This window comes from Mycobacterium sp. NS-7484, from assembly GCF_001953975.1.
GTDB lineage: Bacteria > Actinomycetota > Actinomycetes > Mycobacteriales > Mycobacteriaceae > Mycobacterium.
In genome coordinates, this window is the sequence record NZ_MBEJ01000137.1 from 46,762 (window position 1) to 69,852 (window position 23,091).

At 66.8% G+C, this 23,091-nt stretch carries 21 protein-coding genes and 1 pseudogene; 13 read left to right on the plus strand and 9 right to left on the minus strand.

All coding sequences use genetic code 11. The features are described 5' to 3' along the window. Positions 1-390: 390 nt before the first annotated feature. A complete protein-coding gene (locus A5733_RS25730) occupies positions 391-1,803 on the plus strand; it encodes a DUF4185 domain-containing protein (RefSeq protein WP_076242141.1) in 1,413 nt (470 codons plus the stop codon). Here A5733_RS25730 and A5733_RS25735 read toward each other — a convergent pair. Together A5733_RS25735 and A5733_RS25740 are read right to left on the minus strand one after the other, a co-directional pair. Beyond that, positions 1,775-2,437 (minus strand): TetR/AcrR family transcriptional regulator, encoded by a 663-nt coding sequence (locus tag A5733_RS25735; protein WP_076242142.1) that lies wholly within the window; start codon positions 2,435-2,437, stop codon positions 1,775-1,777. The two genes, A5733_RS25730 and A5733_RS25735, sit on opposite strands and share 29 nt — an antisense overlap. Next, positions 2,434-3,771 (minus strand): aromatic ring-hydroxylating dioxygenase subunit alpha, encoded by a 1,338-nt coding sequence (locus A5733_RS25740; RefSeq protein WP_076242143.1) that lies wholly within the window; start codon positions 3,769-3,771, stop codon positions 2,434-2,436. The genes A5733_RS25735 and A5733_RS25740 overlap by 4 nt, the downstream gene beginning before the upstream one ends. A 99-nt stretch (positions 3,772-3,870) precedes the next feature. Here A5733_RS25740 and A5733_RS25745 point away from each other — a divergent pair, with 99 nt between their 5' ends. Both A5733_RS25745 and A5733_RS25750 read left to right on the plus strand, forming a co-directional pair. Further along, complete coding sequence (locus A5733_RS25745) at positions 3,871-5,631, plus strand: amidohydrolase family protein (RefSeq protein WP_076242144.1); 1,761 nt, start codon at positions 3,871-3,873, stop codon at positions 5,629-5,631. Positions 5,632-5,649: 18 nt separating this feature from the next. After that, positions 5,650-6,663, plus strand: coding sequence for an alpha/beta fold hydrolase (locus tag A5733_RS25750; RefSeq protein ID WP_076242145.1), 1,014 nt, complete (start codon positions 5,650-5,652; stop codon positions 6,661-6,663). On the opposite strand, the gene A5733_RS25755 is transcribed toward A5733_RS25750, so the two are convergent. Beyond that, positions 6,608-7,225: a TetR/AcrR family transcriptional regulator gene (locus A5733_RS25755; RefSeq protein WP_076242146.1), complete on the minus strand. Its 618-nt coding sequence runs from the start codon at positions 7,223-7,225 to the stop codon at positions 6,608-6,610. The two genes, A5733_RS25750 and A5733_RS25755, sit on opposite strands and share 56 nt — an antisense overlap. A 167-nt stretch (positions 7,226-7,392) precedes the next feature. Between A5733_RS25755 and A5733_RS25760 the strand changes: the two genes are divergently transcribed. From A5733_RS25760 to A5733_RS25785, 6 genes are all read left to right on the plus strand, one after another. After that, positions 7,393-8,343, plus strand: a complete 951-nt coding sequence (locus A5733_RS25760) for a metal-dependent hydrolase (RefSeq protein WP_067769304.1) — start codon at positions 7,393-7,395, stop codon at positions 8,341-8,343. Continuing rightward, positions 8,336-9,502 carry a hypothetical protein gene (locus A5733_RS25765; RefSeq protein WP_076242158.1) on the plus strand — a complete coding sequence of 389 codons (1,167 nt, stop codon included), beginning with the start codon at positions 8,336-8,338 and terminating at the stop codon, positions 9,500-9,502. Before A5733_RS25760 ends, A5733_RS25765 begins: the two co-directional genes overlap by 8 nt. Positions 9,503-9,564: 62 nt before the next feature. Then, positions 9,565-10,572 carry a DUF2993 domain-containing protein gene (locus A5733_RS25770; protein ID WP_067769394.1) on the plus strand — a complete coding sequence of 336 codons (1,008 nt, stop codon included), beginning with the start codon at positions 9,565-9,567 and terminating at the stop codon, positions 10,570-10,572. Next, entirely contained in the window at positions 10,554-11,123 is a 570-nt protein-coding gene (locus A5733_RS25775) for a chorismate mutase (protein ID WP_076242147.1), read from the plus strand. Before A5733_RS25770 ends, A5733_RS25775 begins: the two co-directional genes overlap by 19 nt. Positions 11,124-11,195: 72 nt before the next feature. Continuing rightward, a complete protein-coding gene (locus A5733_RS25780) occupies positions 11,196-11,870 on the plus strand; it encodes a hypothetical protein (protein ID WP_076242148.1) in 675 nt (224 codons plus the stop codon). Further along, positions 11,867-12,280 (plus strand): hypothetical protein, encoded by a 414-nt coding sequence (locus A5733_RS25785; RefSeq protein ID WP_076242149.1) that lies wholly within the window; start codon positions 11,867-11,869, stop codon positions 12,278-12,280. The genes A5733_RS25780 and A5733_RS25785 overlap by 4 nt, the downstream gene beginning before the upstream one ends. Positions 12,281-12,293: 13 nt before the next feature. On the opposite strand, the gene A5733_RS25790 is transcribed toward A5733_RS25785, so the two are convergent. Continuing rightward, positions 12,294-13,832, minus strand: a complete 1,539-nt coding sequence (locus tag A5733_RS25790; RefSeq protein WP_076242150.1) for a PTS transporter subunit EIIC — start codon at positions 13,830-13,832, stop codon at positions 12,294-12,296. Between the two features lie 158 nt (positions 13,833-13,990). On the opposite strand from A5733_RS25790, the gene A5733_RS25795 reads away from it, so the two are divergent. The 3 genes from A5733_RS25795 (at position 13,991) to A5733_RS25805 (ending at position 18,363) form a co-directional block, all read left to right on the plus strand. Beyond that, on the plus strand, positions 13,991-14,461 hold the full coding sequence (locus A5733_RS25795; RefSeq protein WP_076242151.1) for a PTS glucose transporter subunit IIA: 471 nt from the start codon (positions 13,991-13,993) through the stop codon (positions 14,459-14,461). Positions 14,462-14,467: 6 nt separating this feature from the next. Next, positions 14,468-15,613, plus strand: coding sequence for an N-acetylglucosamine-6-phosphate deacetylase (gene nagA, locus A5733_RS25800; RefSeq protein ID WP_076242152.1), 1,146 nt, complete (start codon positions 14,468-14,470; stop codon positions 15,611-15,613). A gap of 131 nt (positions 15,614-15,744) precedes the next feature. Continuing rightward, positions 15,745-18,363 (plus strand): LuxR family transcriptional regulator, encoded by a 2,619-nt coding sequence (locus A5733_RS25805; RefSeq protein WP_076242153.1) that lies wholly within the window; start codon positions 15,745-15,747, stop codon positions 18,361-18,363. Here the strand turns inward: A5733_RS25805 and A5733_RS25810 are convergent, their stop codons facing one another. Then, on the minus strand, positions 18,364-18,558 hold the full coding sequence (locus A5733_RS25810; protein ID WP_076242154.1) for a hypothetical protein: 195 nt from the start codon (positions 18,556-18,558) through the stop codon (positions 18,364-18,366). Positions 18,559-18,672: 114 nt separating this feature from the next. Between A5733_RS25810 and A5733_RS25815 the strand changes: the two genes are divergently transcribed. Beyond that, entirely contained in the window at positions 18,673-19,323 is a 651-nt protein-coding gene (locus A5733_RS25815) for a GNAT family N-acetyltransferase (protein WP_076242155.1), read from the plus strand. A 33-nt stretch (positions 19,324-19,356) separates the two neighbouring features. On the opposite strand, the gene mbtN is transcribed toward A5733_RS25815, so the two are convergent. From mbtN to A5733_RS27615, 4 genes and pseudogenes are all read right to left on the minus strand, one after another. Beyond that, a complete protein-coding gene (gene mbtN, locus A5733_RS25820) occupies positions 19,357-20,532 on the minus strand; it encodes a mycobactin biosynthesis acyl-ACP dehydrogenase MbtN (protein ID WP_067769287.1) in 1,176 nt (391 codons plus the stop codon). Beyond that, on the minus strand, positions 20,529-22,094 hold the full coding sequence (gene mbtM, locus A5733_RS25825) for a long-chain-fatty acid--ACP ligase MbtM (protein WP_197508264.1): 1,566 nt from the start codon (positions 22,092-22,094) through the stop codon (positions 20,529-20,531). Before mbtM ends, mbtN begins: the two co-directional genes overlap by 4 nt. A gap of 5 nt (positions 22,095-22,099) precedes the next feature. Next, positions 22,100-22,381: pseudogene (locus A5733_RS25830) on the minus strand (acyl carrier protein); the annotation flags it as partial. A 48-nt stretch (positions 22,382-22,429) separates the two neighbouring features. Further along, positions 22,430-22,933: a DUF190 domain-containing protein gene (locus A5733_RS27615; RefSeq protein ID WP_233152791.1), complete on the minus strand. Its 504-nt coding sequence runs from the start codon at positions 22,931-22,933 to the stop codon at positions 22,430-22,432. Positions 22,934-23,091: the final 158 nt, after the last annotated feature.

The window sequence follows — 23,091 nt, forward strand, 5'->3', positions numbered from 1 at the left end:
CGTGGGCAGTGGCTGAAAAACTACTTCTTGTTGCCGCCGGGGCGAGGCGGTGGCGGCGGTTTGGCCTTGGTGGTCGGCTCGAACTTGCCGCCCTTTTTCGGATCATATGTTCCGGCCATGGTGATCCCTCTCGTTCGTTTCGATAGTTCCACCACAACCCACCGTAGCGACGAACGTCCGTCCGCGCAGTGACTACGTTCAACAAATAGGACAACAGCCAACACGCCGAGCTCGGTTGCGACACGGTCACGGGACGGTACCTATCAATGCATCACTGGTCACATCGACAACATTGATCACTAACGTCACTTCAGCCAACTGTGACGTCATGTCGACGTCCCTGTATTGGGAAGGTGTGACATGTCGCGACGTCCTCGAGGTGCTTCGACGATGGCAGCGGCGGCCGCAATCGGACTCGTGGTCGCGGTCGGCGTAGCGCCGAGCGCATCGGCCGAACCGTGCGAAGGCGCTGCCGCTGCGGCGCAACCGCTTCCGAACCAGGCGTTCCAGATTCCCAAGCCCTCGCGGATCGCGCCCTTCAACCGGCCGATCGGTCACAAGCCGGTCGGGGCCAATGACCAGGCGCCGACGCCCAAGCTCGGACAGCTGCCGCTGGCGATCCTCAAGGCGCTGATCCCGAACTCCGGACAGGTCAGGCAGAAAGCGGCCGTCGTGCCCAGGCCGAATCCCGGTGGCACACAACCGGTCCCCAACGCAGCCCAGCCGGCCCCGGTGCCGGCGGCACCACAGCCGGCACCGGCCCCCGCGGCGGCCGTACCGACACCCGGGCCGCCGCCGGGCACCTCCATCGTCGGGTGGGTCACCGGACCCGACAGTCCCAACGAGACGATCAAGCGTTTCGCCATCACCGGGACGGATCTCGGAATCATGTGGGACAACGGGGATCCGGTGAACCGGCAGGTGTTGATGGCCTTCGGCGACACCAACGGCTACTGCGGCATCCCCGGCAAGCAGTGGCGGTACAACGTGTTGTTCCGCAGCCAGGACGGGTCACTGGCGCGGACGATCGCGGTGCCGGATGGTCAGGTGGCCAACAAGTATTCGGGTTCACCGGTGTGGCGACAGGGCATCTCCAAGCAGATCATCAACAGCATCGGCCGCGCCCCGGAGGAGACCGGTGTCATCCCCACGGCAGGTATTGCCGTGGGCCGCAACCAGTATCTGAATTTCATGTCGATCCGGAACTGGGACAGCCCGGGCGCGTGGTCCACCAATTTCTCGGCGATCGCGATGTCGCCGGACAACGGTGAGAACTGGGGTGTGTACCCCGGGACCATCCGTACGCCCGCGGGCGGCAACGAGAACTTCCAGATGGGCGCGTTCCTCAAGCCGGGCCCGGGCGATCCGTACATATACACGTTCGGTACTCCCAACGGCCGCGGCGGCTCGGCCTACATCGCGCGAGTGTCGCCGGCGTTCATCCCCGACCTGACCAAGTACGAGTACTTCAATGCCACCAACAACGCCTGGGTGCCCGGCAATCCAGCGGCCGCCACACCGGTGATTCCCGGGCCGGTCAGCGAAATGTCGGCCCAATACAACACGTATCTCAAGCAGTACCTGGTGCTGTACGGCAACGGGGCCAACGACGTGGTGATGCGGACGGCGCCGGCTCCCCAGGGCCCGTGGGGCCCGGAGCAACTGGTCGTGCCCTCGTCGCAGATCCCCGGCGGCATCTATGCGCCGTATCTGCATCCGTGGTCCACGGGCCGGGAGCTCTATTACAACCTGTCGCTGTGGTCGGCCTACAACGTCATGTTGATGAAGACCGTGCTGCCCTGACCCGACGAGGCCCGGCATCGGACTGCGCCAGCGGCGCCAACAACGCGTCGAGTCCGTACTCGAACACTGCGTCGTAATCGGTGGGCGACTGTAAGGCCGCGACCAGTTCCTGGTCGGGCCAGGCGGCCGTCCACAACGACGGGTCCTCCTCCTGGTGCAGCGGCCCGCGCACGGCCGAGAACTGCATCACCGCAGAGGAAATCACGTGCACCTGCACGGCCCGCAAGACCAGCGCCGCCTGGGTGCCGGTGACACCGGCCTCGGCGAGTTCGGCCGCAAGCCGCTGCTGGACCGGCAGGAACAACATCGGGGTGCGGTCCCGCTCGTGGGCGATCGCCAGCAGATGTTGACGCTGGATCAGCAGGCTGCGTTGGTTGCGCGCCAGGGCGGCAATCCGATCCGAGGGGGTGGCGCCGTCCATCGGCAGGCCGGCCATTTCGGTCAGCAGGCTGTCCACCAGGCTGTCGAACAGCGCATCCCGACCGCCGACATGCCAGTAGATCGAGGTGACGGCCACACCGATGCGTTCGGCGAGAGCACGCATCGAGAACGCCTCGACGCCATCGGATTCGATGAGGCGGGCGGCCGCGTCGAGGACGACGTCGGCATCGATTGACCGCGGCTTACCGTTCACGAGGGTGTCGCAGCGTCGGTGATGTGCTCGGTGGCGGGCAGATCGAGGTAGCGCTCGAGATTGCGGTGCATGTTGATGATTCGACGCTCCTCGCCGGAGAGCACCAGATGGGTGAACCCGGGTTGGTGCATGCCGCGTTGCAATCCGGTCAGCACGGCGATGTCCTGACTCATCACCAGGCCGGGGTGTGCCTGCTCGGCGCTCATCCGGACATCGGTGGGCTTGGTCCGCGGTGAATCCGGTGGCATGCGGGCCATCAGCGTCATCACGAGGTGTCCACGGTCGGGATCGGTTCCGGGCAGTGCGGTCATCACGGTGAGGTGGTCGGCGCTGGCGAGCAGGGTCATGTTGGGGAACACGTTGTACTGGTGGAGCCGCATGACCTGGTCGGTGTCGGCCCAACCGATGTCGACGCCGCGGCTTGCCGCGAATTGCCTGATCTTGGCGGCGATCACGTCGGCCACCGATTGGCCCGAGGCCTGTTCGTCGTGTGGGAACGGGGTGCCTTCGGCCACGCCCATGAGTGGACCCTGGGTGGCCACATAGGCATCCCAGACGTCCTGATCGCTCAGTGCACCCGCCAGCCGCGGGCTCGGCACCCCGTAGAGCGACTCCGATTTACCGGTGTGGCCCCAGATGGTCTGGGGCGCATAGACGTCGTCCATGCACCGGTGCAGTTCGGGGTGCAGGGTTTGGACGTGGTAGGTCTCGCTGTATCCGTCGGCGATCGTCTTCCAGTTCGCCTCGACATCGATGGTCATGGTTGCGTAGCAACGGAAGTCGCCGAGGCCGCACCAGGCGATGTCCTCGGGAACAGCCTCCAGGTAGTCCGCGAGCGGCATCGTCGCGGTATCGAGATTGACGAAGACCAACCGCTCCCAGGTGTCCACCTGTACCGGCACCAGCGGGAACTCGGACATGTGCACCGACCCGAAACCCTTGCGGTTCGGGATGCGTCGCAGGGCGCCGGTCAGGTCCCAGGTCCAGCCGTGGTAGCCACATTTCAGTTCCCGCAGGGCGGAACCGCTGCCCGTACACAGGGTGTTGCCGCGGTGCCGGCAGGCGTTCTGGAATGCGCGCAGTACCCCGTCGTCACCATGGATGATCAGCACCGAGTAGGGGCCGCAACGGTATTCGAAGTAGTCGCCCGGCTCGGCCACATGATCGAGCGTGCACGCAGCCTGCCACACCCGCGGCCACATGCGCTCGACTTCGAGTCGGGCGAAGGCCGGGGAGTAGTAGCGCTCGGCCGGGACCAGGGTCGGCCGCGCGGGCGGCTCACCGATGGCATCCGCCTTTCGTGCGTTGCCGGGATGTGTGGAACTCAGCGTCATGGAGTGCCTCCCGCGGAAAGATCGAAAACCCGGCACGGGGTTCTGTAACGGTGTTACATTGCCACCGTAGCGGCCCGGACGTTCTCAAGGGAGCAAAACGTGTTCGATCTCAAGATCACCGGTGGCACGGTCGTCGACGGCACCGGTGCAGACCGATTCACCGCCGACGTCGGGATCAAGGACGGCAGGATCGTCGCGGTGCATCGGCGCGGACCGAACGATCCCGGGTTGTCCGGCGAGGCAGCCGAAACCATCGACGCCGCCGGAAAAATCGTCGCACCGGGGTTCGTCGACATCCACACCCACTACGACGGTCAGGTCAGCTGGGACGACGTGTTGGAACCGTCCAGCAACCACGGCGTCACCACGGTGGTGGCCGGCAACTGCGGCGTCGGCTTCGCGCCGGTGCGCCCCGGTCGCGAAGAATGGCTGATCTCGCTGATGGAGGGTGTCGAGGACATCCCCGGCACCGCGTTGACCGAGGGCATCACCTGGGGTTGGGAGACCTTCGGTGAGTACCTGGACGTGATCGGCAAACGTGAGCTCTCCGTCGACATGGGAACCCAGATCGCCCACGGCGCAGTCCGCGCGTACGCCATGGGGGAGCGTGGTGCCCGCAACGAGCCGGCGAAACCGGACGACATCAAGGCCATGGCCGCCCTGGTGCAGGAAGCGATCGAGGCTGGGGCACTGGGATTTTCGTCTTCCCGGACGCTGGCGCACCGCGCAATGGACGGGGAGCCCGTCCCGGGCACCTTTGCGGCCGAAGACGAGCTCTTCGCGCTGGGGCGGGCCGCTGCGGCCGGTGGGGCCGCGGTCTTCGAGTTGGCCCCACAGGGTGCGGCGGGCGAGGACATCGTCGCGCCAAAGACCGAGCTGGAGTGGATGCGCCGGCTCGGTGAGGAAATCGACTGCGCTCTGAGCTTCGCGTTGATCCAGGTCGACGCCGACCCGAACCTGTGGCGCGAGCAGCTGGAGCTGTCAGCGGCCGCGCATCAGGCCGGCAGTCGGCTTTTCCCGCAGGTCGCGGCGCGGCCGTTCGGCATGCTGCTGGGATTCCCGGGCCACCACGCCTTCACGCATCGGCCGACCTTCCGGCGGCTGAAGGCCGAATGCAGCCGTGCGGAGCTGGCCGAGCGACTCGCCGATCCGGCGGTGCGGGCCGCGATCCTGTCCGAGGACGATCTGCCGATCGACCCGGACAAGTTGTTCGACGGCATGTTCATGCTGGCGCAGAACGTCGCCGACCGGCTGTATCACCTTGGGGAGCCACCGGATTACGAACCGACCGAGGAGCGCACGGTGGCCGCGATCGCCAAGCAGCGAGGCGTGGATCCGCTGGCCGCGATGTACGACCTGATGCTCGAGGCGGATGCCGGCGCGATGCTGATGTATCCGATGTTCAACTACGCCAACGGTAACCACGACGCGATCCGGGAGATGCTGACCCACCCGGCCGGCGTGCTGGGCCTGTCCGACGGCGGTGCGCACTGCAGCATGATCTGTGACGCCTCGTATCCGACATTCCTGTTGACCCACTGGGCCCGCGATCGGTACCGCGGGGAGAAGCTGTCGTTGGAATACGTGATCCGCAAGCAGGCCAACGACACCGCGCAACTGTTCGGCATGACCGACCGCGGCGTGATCGCCGAGGGCAAGAAAGCCGATCTCAACGTGATCGACATGGACGCCCTGACGTTGCATGCGCCGAAGATGGCCTACGACCTGCCGGCCGGCGGAAACCGATTGGTGCAGGGCGCCAGTGGCTACGACGCCACGATCGTCAGCGGCACCGTGACCCGGCGCGGCGGCGTCGACACCGGTGCGCGTCCGGGCCGTCTCGTTCGCGGGACACGTTGACCGGTAGGGTATTTCGCCATGGCGGATTTCCGTTACGATCCGCGTCAGCGCCCGGCCCAGCCTCCCGCGCCGCCCGCTGACGCGTTCACCATCCACACTGCCCCGGTCGCCGACGATGTGTCACTGGCGTTCGTTCGTGAAGGTGTCGGCGGCGTACCCCTGGTACTGGTCCACGGATATCCGGAGACCAAGCGGATCTGGTGGCGCAACATCGAGGCGCTGGCCGCAGCCGGGTTTGAGGTCATCGTGCCGGACCTGCGCGGCATGGGGGACAGCTCGATCCCGGCCGATGATCAGCACGACATCGTCACCTATTCGCGCGACCTCCATGCCCTGGTTCATGACCAGCTCGGGCACGAGACGTGTCTGATCGCGGCCAGTGACGTCGGCGCGGTGGTCAGCACCGATCTGATCCACCGGTTTCCCGGATTCGTCACGCGTTTCTGCGTGTTCAACACGGTTCCGCCGATGGCCGTGGATTATTCGGGTATCCGCTCGCAGCACCCGGCCACGGTGGGTGGCGCGGCCGACCCGACCGGTGACTACCGCTGGATGCAGGGCGCGTTCCCCGACGATCTCGCCGCGATGCTGCCGACGGCCGAGGCGCGTCGGCAGTGGGTGGCGGCGATGTACAGCAACCGGTTGTGGGGTTCGCCCTACGCATTCAGTCAGGCCGACGTGGATTTCATGACCGAGCCGTATGCCGACGAGGCACGGTTGCGGGCCGGTTGGGCGTCATATCAGCTGGCTTATGGCCGTGCGATGTCCGACATTCCGTTGATGGGGGCGGTCGAGGTGCCCACCCTGGTGCTCTACGGCCCCGACGATCACGTCGTCGGTGAGGATTTCGTGCCGAAATGTGAGCGGGCATTTCCCAATCGCATTGGGCCGCTGGTGGTTCCGGGGGCGGGTCACTTCCTGCAATGGGAGCGCGCCGACATCTTCAATCGGCTGATCCCCGCGGTGTTCGGTGACGTCATCGCGACTCATCGGTCGGCTGAGCCAGAATCGCCCCACCCAGCCAGCGTCTGAGGAAGCGCCGCAGGTCGTCCCGGCTTCGGCCGGGTTCGTTGGGCGCGACGAAGAAGGACAGCATGGTGCGCAGCGTGAACTCGACGAGCTCGCGCAGTGAGGATTCGTCGTAGCCGTACTTCTCCCAGTCGACGTCGAAGCGGGTGATCATCCGCATACCGAAAGCCTGGCCCTCATCCGAGGCGACGTTGACCGAACTGGTTGCGGCCTGCGGCCCCGACAGCATGATGCGCAGATGCGGTACGCGGGCGACCTCCTCCAAGGTGAACATGACGCCTTCGGTCATCGCCTCGGCCGGGTCGCTGATGCCACGAACGCTGTCGGCGAGCCGGTCGAGAAATCCGTCGACCGTGGCGATCGCGGCGGCGTGCATCAGGGACTCGGCGGTGGGGAAGTAGCGATACACGGTCTGGCGGATGACGCCGAGGGAGGCCGCGACGTCGGCGATGCTGATCCCGGTGCCGGTCTCGGAGATCAACTGCACCGCGGCGGCCACGATCCGTTCGGAGGCTTCCTCGTCGCTGCCGGGCGGCCGCCCGTCCCACCCGCGCCTACGCGCCACGGTCGGAGATTCTGGCCGGCAACACCCCTGCAGGATATCGCCACCCCGCCATTGACGGGCCACGTTGCCGTGTAGTAATCATACAAACGAAGCGTTGTTTGTATGATTGGTCTCTGATCGGCAGGCAGTCGCTGTGCATGTAATCGAGACAAGCGAGGTGGCAGGCGATGACGGATCTGATCGTGCGGAAAATGAGGTTCGCGTTCGCGGACCACCGCGTCCCGTTCCTGTGGAACGAGACCAACCCGGCGTTCTCGTCGATGGCCAACGCGGTGTCCTTCCTGGCCATCGCCTTCGAGAAGATGATCGGCCAGATGATCACCGAGGCCATGCCGTTCATCACCGATCCGGCGGTGGCCGAGGAGGCCCAGGCCTTCACCCGGCAGGAAGGCCAGCATTCGATGGCCCACCGCCAGCACGCCAAGGGGTTGCTCAAGACCTACCCGGCGCTCAAGGGAACCCTCGACGAGGTGGTCAAGGCATTCGACGACCTGACCGCCACCACGCCGCTGAAGTACCGCCTGGCCTACACCGCCGATCTGGAGGCCACCTTCACGCCGGTCTTCAAGTTGATGCTCGACCACGACGACACCCTGTTCGCTCCGGGGGACGACCGGGTGGCCTCACTGTTCCTGTGGCACTTCGTCGAAGAGGTCGAGCACCGCAGCTCGGCGCTGATCATCTACGACGCGGTGGTCGACGATCCCTGGTACCGCATGCGCGTCGCCCCGTCGGTGTTCAAGCACGTGTGGGCGGTCCTCAAGATCGCCACCGAAGGCTTCAACAAGCACGTGCCGTTGGAGGAACGCCAGATCGACGCGATGTCGATGTTCGGCATGCAGGCCCGGAAAAAGGCTCTGCTGCAGAAACTTCCGTTCACCAAGACCCCTTACGACGGACCGGTGGAGAACGCGTTCTCCCACCTGCCGGTACGCGAGATGCTGACTGCTCTGGTCGGTGTCGTGCGCAGCCAGATCCCGGGTCACAACCCGGCACACGAGAACCTGCCGGTGTTGGCCGACGAATGGTTCCAGCGTTACGAGGAGGGCTACGACGTGACGCAGTGGTACACCGCCGGTGACGCTGCCGAGGAGAAGGCGAGTGCCGCCGGTGTCTGACCTGTGCACCCCGACTTTCTCGGGTTTGGCTGAGCGCCTGGGGTTTTCGTGTGACACCGCCGGAGGCGTGGCCGAGTTCCGCAACCCGTTCGGGCTGGAGAACTGGACGCTCCCGGTGCTGGAGATCACCGTGATCGTCGGTGCGGTGCTGGCCCTGGTGTACGCGATCATGCGGTTGCGCCGGCACAACGATCCGACCAACCTGGTGCTGTGGTTCGGCGCCATCGCCTACCTGCTGATCATCGAACCGCCCCTGTATTTCCCGGGTGCCTTCGGGATCGCCGAACACGTCGACACGATGTTCGCCCACAACGTGTTCACCGTGGACTTTCTGTGGGGCCGGCTGCCGCTGTACATCGTGGCCATCTACCCGATGATGGCCACGGTCGCCTACGAGATCGTCCGGACTCTCGGGGTCTTCCGCCGCCACGGGGTGTTCGTCGGCGCCATCTGCGTCGGATTCGTCCATCACGCGTTCTACGAGATCTTCGACCACCTCGGCCCCCAACTGCGGTGGTGGGAGTGGACGCTGGATCATCCGATGAACCAGCCCTTCTTCGACTCGGTGCCGCTGCCCAGCGTGGTGGTGTTCGCCGCGCTGTGGCCGATGTCGCTGGCGTTCTGCGTGCAATTGTTCGTCGGCCGCCACGTTCAGGACGGCAAGACGTTCAGCGGGATGCAGATCGTGGGCCGCACCATCGTCGTCGGCGTGCTGGCCTCGATCGGCACCGCGGTGCTGCCCCTGCCGGCCACGCTCGGTGCCACGATCTCGGGCAGCACAACCGTCGGCGGCGTCATCTATGCGGCTGAACTCGTCGTGCTCAGCGTCGTGGCGATCCCGGTGCTGCTGCGCCAATGGTCGACCCTGCGCAAGGACCGCGATCCGGCTACCGTGCGCTACGCCAACCCGTTGATCCTGCGTTATGCCGCGGTGTACCTGGCGGTCATGACGGTCTTGTGGGTGACGGCACTGCCGGCCTACTTCGGCGCCGTCGACGGCGTCACCGCCGACGGCGATCCCATCGGCAGCCTGGTCTACACGGTGCTGTGCCTGGTGATCGCGGGGCTGTCGATCGCCGCGGCGGCCACCGCGAATCCGGCCGGCCTACAACAACAGCCCGACACCGCGGCACCGGGCCTCGCGGCCACGCCGGAATGAGGAGCGAACCCACAGGCGTGGCCGCCCGCTGAGCGGGGCGCAATTGCGGCAGAATGACCCAGATGCCGACACCGCCGCAACGCCCCGGCGAACCCGGACGGCAATCCAGGCAGGGCCGGGGTCCCATGCCGCCGCCCGACCCGGCCACCCGACGGTTGCCCCGTCCAGGACGGGGTGACGCACCCACCGAACAGATTCGGGCGCGTCGTCAACCGCCCGAGCCCGCGACCGAACAGATCAGGGCGCGTTACCAGCCGCCTGAGGCCCCGACCGAGAAGATGTCGAAGCCCCGTCCGGTGGCGGCGGCTGCACCGGCCACGCCGGAAAAGCCGGCGAAGCCTTCTTCGCGATGGCGCAGCCCGCAGGCGATGGTCCTGATCGCCGTCATCGCCGTCGCGCTCGGGGTCATCGGCCTGACGGGTGCCGAACTGTACGCACGACACAAGGCCGGGTCAGTGCTCGTCGCGGTGGCCGAATGCGTCGTCGAGGACACCGCGTCAGTGTCCTTCGGGGTCAAGCCGCCGTTCCTGTGGCAGCACATGACCGGGCACTACACCAACATCTCGGTCGAGACCGGGGGTAAGCGGGTGCAGGCGGCCCAGGGCATGACCGCCGACGTCGCCCTGTCGGACATCCGGCTGCAGAAGTCCGACCACTCGAAAGGCACCATCGGCTCGTTGACCGCCACCTTGAGCTGGACGACCGCCGGGATCAAGGACACGGTGGCGGAGAACCTGCCGGGCGTGGGGGCATTGGTCACCGATGTCAGTACAGATCCCGCCGCGGGCACCATCACCTTGCAGGCGGTGGGGGACACCAACGTGACCGCCAAACCGGTGGTCGACGACGGCAACCTGGAGCTCGAGGTCACCGACGTCAGTGGCCCCTTCGCGAAGGACACCGTGCAGACAGCGCTGACCGGGCTGACGACTAAGCTGAACGACGCTTACCCGCTGGGTATCCGCGCGGACAGCGTCGCGGTGACCGACGCCGGGGTGGTCGGCAAGTTCTCCAGTCAGAACGCCTCCATTCCCGACGACGAGTCCGACGAATGCTTCGCCCGGCTGTGACGACGGCGCGGATGGCAGCCGCCGGCGTGCTCGTCGCGGTGCTGTGCGCTGTGCCCGCCCGAGCCGAGGGCTCCAGCCCACTACAGCCACTGGTCGACGCCGCCGCGCAACGTCTGCAGACCGCTGATCCGGTGGCGGCCAACAAGTTCCGCACCGGTGGGCCGATCGAAGATGTGCGACGCGAACAGCAGGTCATCGACGCCACCAGAGCCCAGGCGGGCGCGCGGAACCTCGACCAAGACTATGTGGGCGCGGTGTTCCGGGACCAGATCGACGCCACCGTGGCGGTTGAGCATGGCCTGTTCGCCCGATGGAAGCTCGACCCGTCCGCCGCGCCGGTGAGTGCACCTGATCTCGGCGCATCCAGAAGCACCATCGACGCGCTCAACCACACGATCGTCGACGAGATCGCCAACCAGTGGCCGGCCTTGCACTCGCCGTCGTGCCCGGCCGATCGCGCCACGGCCGTCGAGGCGGTGGCCACCGCGCGAGAGTTGGATCCGCTGTATCGGCAGGCGCTCGACTATGCCACTCGGTCCTACTGCAAGTAGACGGGTACAGGCGCGGAATTGACGTTTGTGCAGACAACGTGCGGGTAACCCTCCGTCGCAGGAGGTCAAGAAATGCCTACATGGAGTTGGATCGTCATCGCCGTGGTTGTCGCCGTCATCGTCTTGCTCGCGGTGGTGGTGGCAGCGTCGATGATGCGTCAGAAGAGAAGCGAACGGCTCAAGGGACAGTTCGGGCCGGAGTACGAACGTGCAGTCGAGACGGCAGGTGGGAAACGCGCGGCCGAACGCGAACTGCTCGCACGTAAACGCAAGCACAACAAGCTCGACATCAAAGAGTTGGCCCCGGAATCGCGGTCGCGGTACGCCGAGGCGTGGAAGACAACCCAGGCCGGGTTCGTCGACGATCCGGCGACGTCGGTCAGTGAGGCGGATCGACTGGTGACCGAGGTGATGCGTGAACGCGGTTATCCGGTAGACGATTTCGAGCAACGTACGGCCGACATCTCGGTCGACCACCCGAAGGTCGTCGAGCACTACCGCGCGGCGCACATCCTGCATCTCGCCCAGCAGCAGGGAGAGATCGGCACCGAGGCGCAACGTGAGGCGATCGTCCACTATCGCGCGCTCTTCGAGCAACTGCTCGGCGTCGGCCATGACGGCGACGGCCGCACCGACGCCGGAGCCGAAGAGTCCACGCCGCGCGGTGCCGGCGCGGAGGCTGCCGGGCCAGGAGTCGCCGGCCGGCACGAGTCGGGTACGGATTCGGCGAAGGAGGCGCGAGCATGACCACCCACGACGAGCGGACACCGAGCGCTCAACCAGAACTGCCGGATATGCCGGAAACCGAAGGTGCGCAGGCGAGAACGCCATCACCGGCGGGCGAGGCCGATCCGGCGCCGGCAACGGCCGCGGCGCCGGCCGAGGACAACACGCTGTTGTTCGCCGACGAGCATCGATCCGGTCTCCACGCACGGTGGAATGAGGTTCAGGCCGCCTTTGTCGACGACCCGAAAGAGTGCGTCCAGAAGGCCGACAACCTGGTGTCCGAAGTCGTCGACGAGCTCACCGCAAGTTTCGCCGACACCCGTTCCCGGCTCGAGGCGCAATGGTCGCGGGGCGAGGAGGCCTCGACGGAAGATCTTCGCGTGGCGCTCACGCGCTACCGCGACTTCTTCCACCGGTTGCTGTCGGTCTGAACCGTCCGCGCAACTAGAGAACGTCGAGGATGGCGTTCTTCAGCGCCTCGGAATCGGTACCGAACACGGCCTGCACGTTGTTGCCGACCTCGACGACGCCTGCCGCACCGAGGCTTTTGAGGTGCGCGTGATCGACTTTGGCGGTGTCCGCCACCTCCATCCGGAGTCGGGTGATGCAGGCGTCGACCCGAACCAGGTTTTCGCGCCCGCCGAACGCCGCGATGACCTGTTCGGCCTGTGAGTGCTCCCGTGCCGACGTGGTGACCGCATCCCCGGTGTCGCCGAGGTTGGCATGTTCCTCGGCGTCGAAGTCACCGACGGGCTCCCGCCCGGGCGTGCGCATGTTCCATTTCGTGATCGCCACGTAGAACAGAACGAAGTAGACGACGAAGAACCCCGCACCCATGACGAGGAGCAACCCGATGTTGTGAGCCGCGGGCGCGCCGCCGTACAGCAGCAGGTCGATGAGCCCGGCGGAGAACGAGAAACCGAGATGGATGTCGAGCAGGTAGGCGATGGCCAGCGACAGCCCGGTCAGCACCGCGTGGATGACATAGAGCAGGAAGGCGACGAACATGAACGCGAACTCCAGCGGTTCGGTCACGCCGGTGAGAAAGGCGGTCAGGGCTGCCGCCGACAGGATCCCGACCGCGACCTTCCGTTGCTTCTTGTTCGCCGCCAGGATCATCGCCAACGCTGCCGCAGGCAATCCGAACATCAAGACGGGATAGAACCCGGCCGTCAGGATGCCTGCGGACGGATCACCGGCGGCGAATCGGGTGAGCTCGCCGGTGGCCACCGTGCCGTCCGGGGTCTGGTAGTCCCCGTAGATGAACCACACGTAGGAGTTCGGGATGTGGTGCAGCCCCAACGGAATCAGCATGCGGTTGGCGAATCCGTAGACGAACGCACCCACCGCTCCGCTGGCGCCGATGAACCGTCCCAATGCCGTCAGCCCAGCATCGAAGATCGGATAGAAATAGCTCATCACGAAGGCCAGGAACAGGCTCGCGAGGGACACCACAATCGGCACGAAGCGCCTGCCACCGAAAAAGCCGAGGTAGGAAGGCAATTGGATGGTGTGGTAACGGTCGAACAACCATGCGCTGAGCAGGCCCACCACGATCCCGGCGAACACGCTGTAGTTGATCTGGGCTTGATCGCCGGCCTTGTCCACCTCGCCGGCGAGCACGATCGGTGACATGGTGGTGAAGACAGCCGCCATCACCAGGTAACCGACCACCGCGGCCAGTGCTGTCGAACCGTCGGCCTTGCGAGCGAAGCCGATCGCGACACCGACGGCGAACAACAGCGGCAGATTGCTGAACAGGGCGTCGCCGGCGGCGCTCATCGCCTTGAAGAACGGACCGATGACGGGGGAGTCGATCCGGCCCAACAGATCGGGCTGGCCCAGTCGCAGCAGGATACCGGCGGCCGGTAAAACCGCGATCGGCAGCATCAGGCTCTTGCCGAGGCGTTGTAGCTGACCGAAACCACGGACCTGTACACCGGACTTCGGCTGTGCTCCTTCGGTTCCCGTCGTGCTGCTCATGCCTGTCGCCCTTCTGGCCGCCCGGTGCGACCCGTCCCGAAGCTGACCGGAAGCTTAGACGAGAGCATGGGCAGACGAGATGAACTGGAGATCCCCGCTCAGCACGCTCGTATTGTTTGAGGGCACGAGTCCGATCGCGGCGCAAAGGAGCCATCACAGTGAGCAGGACGCGAGTACTCGCCCCGGTCGCAGGACGCGCGGTACCACTTCGGGAGGTCGCGGATTCCGTGTTCTCCGGTGGTCTGGTGGGGTACGGCGCGGCGGTGGTTCCGTCGCCAGGCGTGACCGAAGCCATCGCCCCGGTCAGCGGCAAAGTGCTGAAACTGATGCCGCATGCGTACGTCATCATGACGGACGACAACGTCGGCGTCCTCGTGCACCTGGGACTGGACACCGTCTCGTTGAACGGCGAACACTTCACCACGCACGTCAGCCAGGGCGATGACGTCGCCGCCGGAGCACTGATGATCACTTACGACGTTCCGGCGGTCGTGGCCAAGGGGCTCGATCCGATCGTTCCGGTCGTGGTCATGGACGAGCGTGACCCCGATAACGTGACCGTGGCCGAGGCGGTCACCGATGGACTCGACATCGCCTCGGGTGCAGAGCTTTTCACGGCGCAGAAGTAAGCCGGGATGCTACTTGCCGCCGGCACCCTCATCACGGGCGAAAAGCTGCTGCGCCCGGGATGGATTGAGCTGTCTGGCGATCGGGTCGTGGCCATCGGTGCCGGGAGGCCACCCCGGCCCGCGGATCACGATCTCGGCTCCGTCACGGTGGTCCCGGGTTTCGTCGACACCCATGCCCACGGCGGGGCCGGCGGCGGGTTTTCGGCCGCCTCGTCGGTCGATACCGATACCGCGGTGGCACTGCACCGCCGGCATGGCACGACCACGATGATCGCGTCGCTGGTCACCGCGGGCCCCGAGGACCTCCTCCGCCAAGTTTCCGCACTTGCCGAGCAGGCGCAGGCCGGGGTGATCGACGGAATTCACCTGGAAGGTCCGTGGCTGTCGACCGTGCGCTGCGGGGCCCATCAACCCGCGCTCATGCGTGACCCGGACCCCGCAGAGATCGACCGGATGCTCACCGCAGCAGCCGGAACCATCCGGATGGTGACCATCGCCCCGGAGCGACCGGGCGCGCTGTCGGCGATCCGGCGGTTCGTCGACGCCGGAGTGGTGGTGGCCCTCGGCCATACCGATGCCACCTATGAACAGACCCGGGCCGCGATCGACGCCGGTGCGAGCGTCGGCACACATCTGTTCAACGCCATGCGGCCCATCGACCAACGGGAGCCGGGCCCGGTGATCGCGCTCATGGAGGATCCCGGTGTCACCGTCGAACTCATCGCCGACGGCGTCCACATCGACGCTGCCATCTATCGACATGTCACCCGCGCAGTCGGACCGGACCGCGTCTCGCTGATCACCGATGCGATGCCAGCTGCCGGGATGCCCGACGGCCGATATCCGCTCGGACCGGTACCGGTCGATGTGGCCGACGGAGTGGCGCTCGTCGCGGGGATGAACACGATCGCCGGGAGCACGGCGACCATGGACCGCGTGGTCCGGTTCGCCGTGAGCCATTGCGGTTTGACCCGTGACGAGGCGTTGATGCTTGTCACCCGTCAAGCCTCGGTCAACCCGGCTCGGGCACTGGGCCTGTCGGCCGGTGCTCTGGAGCCGGGGGCACGAGCCGATCTGGTGGTGTTGGACTCGGATCTGACGGTGACGGGGGTGTTGCGCCGAGGGGTGTGGGTGGTGCAGCCTACCGGGTAGTTGGATCTGCACGACGCCAGAAGTGCTTCCTGAGGCAATGATTCACGATTCGTGGGTGCCGATCACCGATACGGACATGCGCGGCGGCGTAACGTCGGCCCGGTACGACGCGGAGCATCTGGGGGTCGTAGTTGTCCGACTGGCCGTTTGTCGCACGAGAGGCCGAACTGCGCGAAGCCGCGCAGGCACTATGCGACGGTTTCCGCGGGTTGGTTCTGGCCGGAGGAACGGGCGTCGGCAAGTCGGCGTTGGCTTGGGCGTTGGCCGAGCAACTGGAGGCCGACGGGTGCCGGGTGCGGTTCGCACTGGGCACCGAGACGGGACAGTCGGTGCCGCTCGGCGCTTTTCACCGCGCACTGACCTTGGCCGACGCGCTCGATCCCACGGTGATGCTGGCCGCCGCCTACGAGGCGCTGGCATCGGATCCCGACCTCGTCATCGTGGTCGATGACGCCCAGCATCTCGATCCGTTGTCAGCGCTGCTGGTCCAGCAACTCGTGGTACACGGTTCGCCGAAACTGATCCTCACCATTCGGAACGGTGCCGCCACGTCCGACGCGGTGACCAGTTTGTGGAAAGAGCAGTTGCTGCTCCGGATGGACCTGGAACCCTTCAGCCGAGACCAGACCCGTGAATTGATCGCGGCGGTGATGCACGGTGACGTCGACGCTCGCGCGGTCGACGAATTGCACCGCTACTCCTCCGGTAGCCCGCTCTATCTGCGGGGCGTGGTGAACGCGGCGCGCGACGACAAGGCGTTGGTGTTCGACGATGGCCGGTGGCGGTTGCGCGGAATGCTGCGTGCCAGTGCCGATCTGCACGCTCTGATCGCTTCGCGGCTCGACACGCTGACAGCGGACGAACGTGACGTGGTGGAGGTGGTCTCGACCGCCGAGGTGCTCGACTGGGATGTGCTGGTCGAGGCCTGCGACATCGACGCCGTCAACCGTGTCGAACGTCGAGGGGCGATCGGAGTGCTCAACGACGCGGGCTGCACGGTGGTGCAACCCGGCCATCCCATCGTCGGTGAGGTGGCCCGCAGCCGATGCTCGGAAACCCGTACCCGCCAGATCTGTACGCGGTTGGCCGTCCTGCTCGGTGAGCGGCTGCACGCGCGCCGTGACGGCGTTGTGCTCGATGTGCGCGCCCGCCTTCAGCTGGCCCGCTTCATGGTCGGGGGTGATGTCAGGGTCGCGCCGGACGTCATCGCCGATGCCGCGGCCAGTGCGGTCACCATGTCGAATCTGACTCTCGCAGAACACCTTGCGCGATACGCCTTGGATCACGGTGCCGGGCCGGCGGCAGCTGTCGTGCTGGCCGAGGCGATGAGTTGGCAGGGCCGCGGTGAGCAAGCCGAGCACCTGTTGGCGCGCTGGGCGCCGGATTTCGACGACGTACCGATGCTGTTCCGGTGGGCCTTCCTACGCGCCTCGAACCTGTTCTTCGGATGTGCACGCGCCGACGCGGCGCATGCGGTGCTCGAGCTGCTGCGTGACCGGCTGCACGGTTTGTGCACGGTGCGTCCGGTGGCCGCGATGGATGCCGTTTTCGCATTCTTCGCCGGTGAGCTGTCGGACGCGATCGCCCTCGGCGCCCCGCTGTCCGACGACGAGAAGTTACCGAACGCACAGGTGTGCGCCACCCTGGCGACCGCCGGCGCGTTGGCTTTGGCGGGCCGGTCACGCGATGCCACCGCTGCGGCGCAGGCCGGCGAACGTGCCGCCCAGCGGTGCGAGTCGGGACTTCAGCGGTACTGGCTCGCCTTTGCACGGGTGTCGGCGGACCTGGCCGACGGGAACCTGGCGGGCGCGCAGAAGGTGTGCGACCGCTACGCCGTCCTGGCCGCGGGTTTCCCGCAGGCCGAGGCCATCGTCACGGCGCTGTCGGGCCGCGTGGAACTGGCTCGCGGTGCGCTGTCGTCGGCCTGTGACGCGCTCCACGCCGCCGTCTGGACCACCCCGCGGCGACTTCCGCCTGGCTGGTCGATGCTCGTGGCCGCGTGGCTGGCCCAGGCCGAGGGGATGCGCGGCAACGGCCGCGCGGCAGGCGCTGCGTTGGCACGGGCCGAGGCCGCCGACATCGCGTCGGTGCGGGTGTTCGGACCGGAACTGGACCTGGCCCGCGCCTGGGTCGCGGCCGCCACCGGTGACAGCACACTGGCCGGCAAGCATGCGATGCAGGGCGCCCACAGCGCCAAGGTGGCCGGCATGGCTGCGGTCGAGCTGACGGCCCTGCACACGGCACTGCGGTTCGGCGACATCTCCGGTCACCGGCGGATCAGCCGATTGGTGCGCCGGTCCCCGGGACAACTGGCCGACGCCGTCGGGGCTCACAGCCTCGGCCTGGCCGGCCATGATGCCGAGCAGCTCACCGCGGCTGCGGACCTGTTCGAAACGACCGGAGCATTGGCGCTGGCGGCCGACGCCGCCGCGCACGCCGCTGCCGAGTATGCGCGGTCCGACTGCCGGGGCAGGGGCTGGGAGTCGACGGCTCGGGCCCTGTGGCTGTCCGGCCGCAGCGGTGCACGGACCCCGGCGCTGCGGGATGTCGGGGATCGGCTGCCGCTCACCGATCGGGAATGGCAGATCGTCAAACTGGTCGGTGCCGGCCTGCACAACCGGCAGATCGCCGACCGATTGTGCCTGTCGGTACGCACCGTCGACGGGCACCTCTACCGCATCTTCGCCAAACTCGGTGTCAAGGACCGCAATCATCTGGCTCGGCTGGCCCGCTTCGCCCCGGTGATCTGATCAGTCGTCGCTACCGGTGCGGGAGCCGACGAATTCGCGCAGGCGGGGGTCGGTCGAGGTGAACCGCTCGACCTCCTCGCCACCGTCGCACCGCAGCAAGGCGATGGTGAGGCTGTCCGCGGTGCGGCTGAGCACGCGCCAGTGCGCGCCGGAGTCCTCCCAACGCTGCAGATCCGTCACCCGGTCGACGCCCATGGTCCTACCATCGCACGCCGTGCGGACACAGCCCGGTCGGGGCTCGCCGGAGCCGTCCCACGCAGGCAGGGAAGGTAAACCTATCCTCACCCACTGCGGTAGGCTCGGCGCTCAATGACCGATATCGATACCGACGTGACGGACGTGCCGACGGGCCCCGTCCTGAAACGCGAGCTGACCGACATCACCGACGAGGTGCGCGCAGTCGACGCACCCCCGACACCGGTGCTGGCCGATCCCTACGACATCAGGCTGGTCGACGCCGACGGCGACGCCGAGATGGTCTCGGAGTGGATGAACCGTCCGCATCTGGTGGAGGCCTGGGAATACGCGTGGCCGGTGGATCGCTGGCGCCGGTATCTGCAGGCCCAACTCGACGGCGAGTACTCGCGGCCGCTGATCACCAGCTTCCGCGGAAAGCCCGCCGGCTACGTCGAGTTGTACCGGGCCGCAAAGGATTCGATCGCACCTCGCTACGCGGCCGATCCGCACGACATCGGCATGCACGCCGCGATCGCCGACCTGAGGTTCGTCAACCGCGGGATGGGCCCGATCCTGTTACCGCGCATCGTGGCCAGCGTGTTCGAGCGCGAGCCGGACTGCCGCCGGATCATGTTCGATCCGGATCACCGCAACTCCGGTGCCCGCCGTTTGTGTGAGTGGGCCGGCTGCGAGTTCCTCGGTGAGCATCAGATGTCCAACCGGCGCATGGCCCTCTACGCGTTGCCGCGCACGCCCGACGACGCCTTCGGCGCCGCCGGATAACGTGCGTCAGCCGGAGTCAGGACCGGAAACGGTTCAGGCTCCGGCGAATTCGGCGTAACCGTCGTAGTCGGGCTTCATGGCCGCGGCCACCAGCTCCCACAGCACCTCATCAGTACCGCCGCCGACCCGAGCCAGCTTCATGTCGCGCCACCACTTGCCCAGCGGCGTCTCGTCGACGAGATAGCCCGAGCCGCCGAAGATGTGCATGCACTCGGAGGCGACCTCCTCACCCAGACGCGCGGCGGTCACCTTGAACGCTGCGGCGGCCCGCAGGTCCAGCTTGCCGTGGGTGGCGATCCCGGCCAGGGCGTAACGGAGCATGTCGACGCGGGCCTGCAGATCGGCCATCCGCATCCGCAGTGCCTGGTGCTCGTACAGGGTGTGGCCGAACTGCCGGCGTTTCATCATGCGTGCCAACGTGATACCCAGGATGCGCTGTGACCCTGAGGCCACCTGGCCCGAAATCGACATGCGTTCGTGCGCGAGGCCCCAGGAGATCGCCGCAAGGCCGGTGCCCGCCCGAGCCACCAGATGGTCGGCGGGCACCCAGGTGTCGATGTGTACCGCGGCGGTGTCCAGCGGGCCGTTGCCCACTTTCCGGTAGGGCGTCTGCACCTCGACCTGGGCGGTCGGGACGGCGATGACGACGACGTTGCCGTGTCGGCTCGTCGGATCGTGGTCGACGTTGCGGGCCACCACCATGATGTGGTCGGCGACCGGCGACAGCGAGACGAATTTCTTGATGCCCTTGATCTCGAATCCGTCTCGGGCCGTACGGACTTCGGTCTCGACGATCTGCAGATCCGAGCCGCCGGATTCTTCGGAGGCGGCGATGCACAGCACGGCCTCGCCCCGCACCGCTTGCTCGCAGATGGTGCGGAGGTGATCGGATTTGCCGAACCGGCGCAAGATGGCGATGGCCGAATCGTGCAGGCTGACACCCACGCCGATACCGGAGGAGCCGGTCCGCCCGAGCGCGAAGGCCAACTCGATCAGCTTGGCCACATCGGGTTGCTGGCCGTCGCCCCACTTCTCGGTGAACACCCCGTTGCGGCCCAGGTGCTCGATGAGTGCACGCGGAAAGCGTTCGGTTTCTTCGGCTTCGGCGGTCCACGCCTTGACCTGGTCGTCGAACACCCGGTCCAACAGGTCGCGGTACTCGTCGAGGGTGGTGGTGGCCGGCGCGGGCGTCGGGATCGTGGCGGTCATGACTTCGCTGCCTCCATCTGTCGTTTGACCTCCAGGCGGCGCAGCTTGCCCGAGGAGGTGCGGGGAAGTGAGCCCGGTTTCAGCAGCACCACGTCGGAGGGCACGATGCCGCACTCGGACGCCACCTGCTGGATGACTTGGCTGCGGGCTTCGGCCTCGTCGGCGCCACGGAATTCCGCCGCGATCACCAGCCCCGAGCGCACCGCCTTCTCGCCGGCGCCGACGGCCACGACTGCGCCTTCACGAACACCCTTGACCTGTGCGGCAACCCGCTCGATCTCGGTGGGGAAGATGTTGCGGCCGGCCACTGTGATCAGTTCCTTGGTGCGGCCGCACACCACGAGTCCGCTGTCGACGAAATAGCCGAGATCGCCGGTGGCGAACCAGTCGTCGGCGTTCAGCGATGGTTGGCCGAGGTATCCCGACATCATCGAGGTGCCGCGGATCTCGATCTCACCGACCTCGCGGCCGACGATGCCCGCGTTGTCCTCGCTGGGGCGCAGGCGCACTTCCATGCCGGGAATGGCGTGGCCGAGGACGGCGAGTTGTTGCCGGTTTTCCCCGGCATCGGTGGCCACGGTGATCTCGTCGAGAACGACACCGAGACCGGGGACGGGAACCGTCACCGCGCAAGAGGATTCGGCCATCCCGTACGACGGGGACAGGGCGCCCGGGTTGAACCCGAAACGGGACAGCTCGGTGCCGAACCGGCTGGTCGCCTCGCAGTCGACCGGTTCGCCGCCGTTGAGTGCGAACCGGACGGCCGACAGGTCCAGATCGGTCAGCCGCCTGGAGTACTTGCCGATCAGGCCGTAGGCCATGTTCGGCGCGGCGGTCAGCGTCGAGCGGCTCTCAGTGAGCCACCGGACCCAGCTGAACGGCGAGGCCACGAACGCCGTCGTCGGCGCCTGCCATACCTCGATGCCGGCCACCGCCCCGGCGAGGAGGAAGGTCAGCCCCATGTCGTGATACAGCGGCAGCCACGAGCAGCCGATATCGCTGTCCGACAAGCTGATCCGTTCGGAGAGGCCGCGCAGGTTGGCCAGCACCGCCGATGGTGACAATTGGGCGGTGCGTGGTGTGCCGGTGGAGCCGGCGGTGCCCTGCAGGACGGCGAACTCACCGGATCCCAGTGACAGCGTGGTGGAGCGCTGGGGGTGGGCGACGACGACGTCGTCGTGCAATTTCAGGGAGGTTTCGGCCTTCTCCAGCAGCCTGAGGTGCTCACCGTGGCTGAACACGGTGCCCACCCCGATGCCGGCGAACCGGTTCAGCGTGGACTGTGCCCACTGGTGGGCGTCTGCGCCCCGGATCGGGCCGGGCAGCACCGACAGTGCGGCACCGGACAGCAGTGCCCCGATGATCGTCGCGATTCCCTCGATCGTCGGCTCACCGACCACGCCGACGGCTGTGGATCCGTCGTGACCGATCTGCTCGGCGACGTTTTCGGCGCGGGCATATACCTGCCCCCACGGGTGACGGCTCCAGGTGCGCGCCTCGGGGTCGAACACCACGAGGTCGGTGTCCGTCGAGGGCAGCGCTGCGGCGAGCGCCTCGGCCAGCACGCTCACTGGTTGCTCTGCGCGGCAGGCACTTTCGCCAGGATTGCCGCTTCCAGATCACCAACGGTGTCGCAGCTGAGCAGGTCTTCTTCGGACAGGGCGATCCCCAGCTTGTCCTCGATCGCCACCATGCCCACGGCGAATGCCACCGAGTCCAGTCCGGCGTCGTCGACGAGTCGGGATTCCCTGGTCACCCGGCGGACATCGACGTTCATGTCGTCGCGAAGGATCTCGGTGAGGGCGGCGCTGACCGCTTCGGGAGTTGTCGACTGCATGGGGTGGGACGCTACACCCCATGCAAAAGATAGGCTAGCCTTACCAAGCTCGCTGTGAGGTCAGTAACTAAAACGCGCCATGTCGGTGCCGCCGAGGCGGTGGCCCGCATCGATGACGGTGGCCGAGGGCACCATCTCCGCGCTGACCACCCCGTGTGCACGGGTGAGCTCGTCGACGATGTCGAAGGCCGCGGCGATCCGTTGCGGCGTATCGACGACGACGGTCGTCACCGGCACATGACGTCCCAGCTGTAACACCCTGTCGCCGTGGGGCTTACCGTCACCGCAGTACCCCCAGACTCCGCGCAGCACGGTCGCACCGCCTACCGCGCCGGACTGTAGAAGCGTGCGCACGATCGCCCGGTGAATCGGGACGCCGTCGTGCTGCGCGGTTTCGTCGGTGTGCACCATCAACTTCTGCCAGAGTGGGCGGCCGTCGGCATCTTTGTCGGGCAACTCGGCCGGCCGGGTCAGCACGTCTGCGCCCCGCTTGCACAGCTGTGCCCGTTCCACGGTGAGCAGCGGACTGTCCAGCACTGCGGTGAGGTCACCGAGCACGGCCACCGCCGCCGCGCCCGGTTCTTCAGCCGCAACACCGAGGTGCCACTGATGATCATCGGGCTGGGAACCGGCGCCCAGGTGAACGCCGTGCTCGGTGACCTCACCGCAGTGCTGGACAGTCCGCTGCTCACCGTGGAACGGGCACAGCTGTGCAAGCGGCA

Coding starts and splice junctions, on each gene's coding strand:
- A5733_RS25815 (WP_076242155.1), top strand. CDS start 18,673: ATGACCGATATCGATACCGACGTGACGGACGTGCCGACGGGCCCCGTC.
- A5733_RS25810 (WP_076242154.1), bottom strand. CDS start 18,558: ATGGGCGTCGACCGGGTGACGGATCTGCAGCGTTGGGAGGACTCCGGC.
- A5733_RS25780 (WP_076242148.1), top strand. CDS start 11,196: ATGCCTACATGGAGTTGGATCGTCATCGCCGTGGTTGTCGCCGTCATC.
- A5733_RS25790 (WP_076242150.1), bottom strand. CDS start 13,832: ATGAGCAGCACGACGGGAACCGAAGGAGCACAGCCGAAGTCCGGTGTA.
- A5733_RS25770 (WP_067769394.1), top strand. CDS start 9,565: ATGCCGACACCGCCGCAACGCCCCGGCGAACCCGGACGGCAATCCAGG.
- A5733_RS25760 (WP_067769304.1), top strand. CDS start 7,393: ATGACGGATCTGATCGTGCGGAAAATGAGGTTCGCGTTCGCGGACCAC.
- A5733_RS25750 (WP_076242145.1), top strand. CDS start 5,650: ATGGCGGATTTCCGTTACGATCCGCGTCAGCGCCCGGCCCAGCCTCCC.
- A5733_RS25775 (WP_076242147.1), top strand. CDS start 10,554: ATGCTTCGCCCGGCTGTGACGACGGCGCGGATGGCAGCCGCCGGCGTG.
- nagA (WP_076242152.1), top strand. CDS start 14,468: ATGCTACTTGCCGCCGGCACCCTCATCACGGGCGAAAAGCTGCTGCGC.
- mbtN (WP_067769287.1), bottom strand. CDS start 20,532: ATGACCGCCACGATCCCGACGCCCGCGCCGGCCACCACCACCCTCGAC.
- A5733_RS25740 (WP_076242143.1), bottom strand. CDS start 3,771: ATGACGCTGAGTTCCACACATCCCGGCAACGCACGAAAGGCGGATGCC.
- A5733_RS25785 (WP_076242149.1), top strand. CDS start 11,867: ATGACCACCCACGACGAGCGGACACCGAGCGCTCAACCAGAACTGCCG.
- A5733_RS25730 (WP_076242141.1), top strand. CDS start 391: ATGGCAGCGGCGGCCGCAATCGGACTCGTGGTCGCGGTCGGCGTAGCG.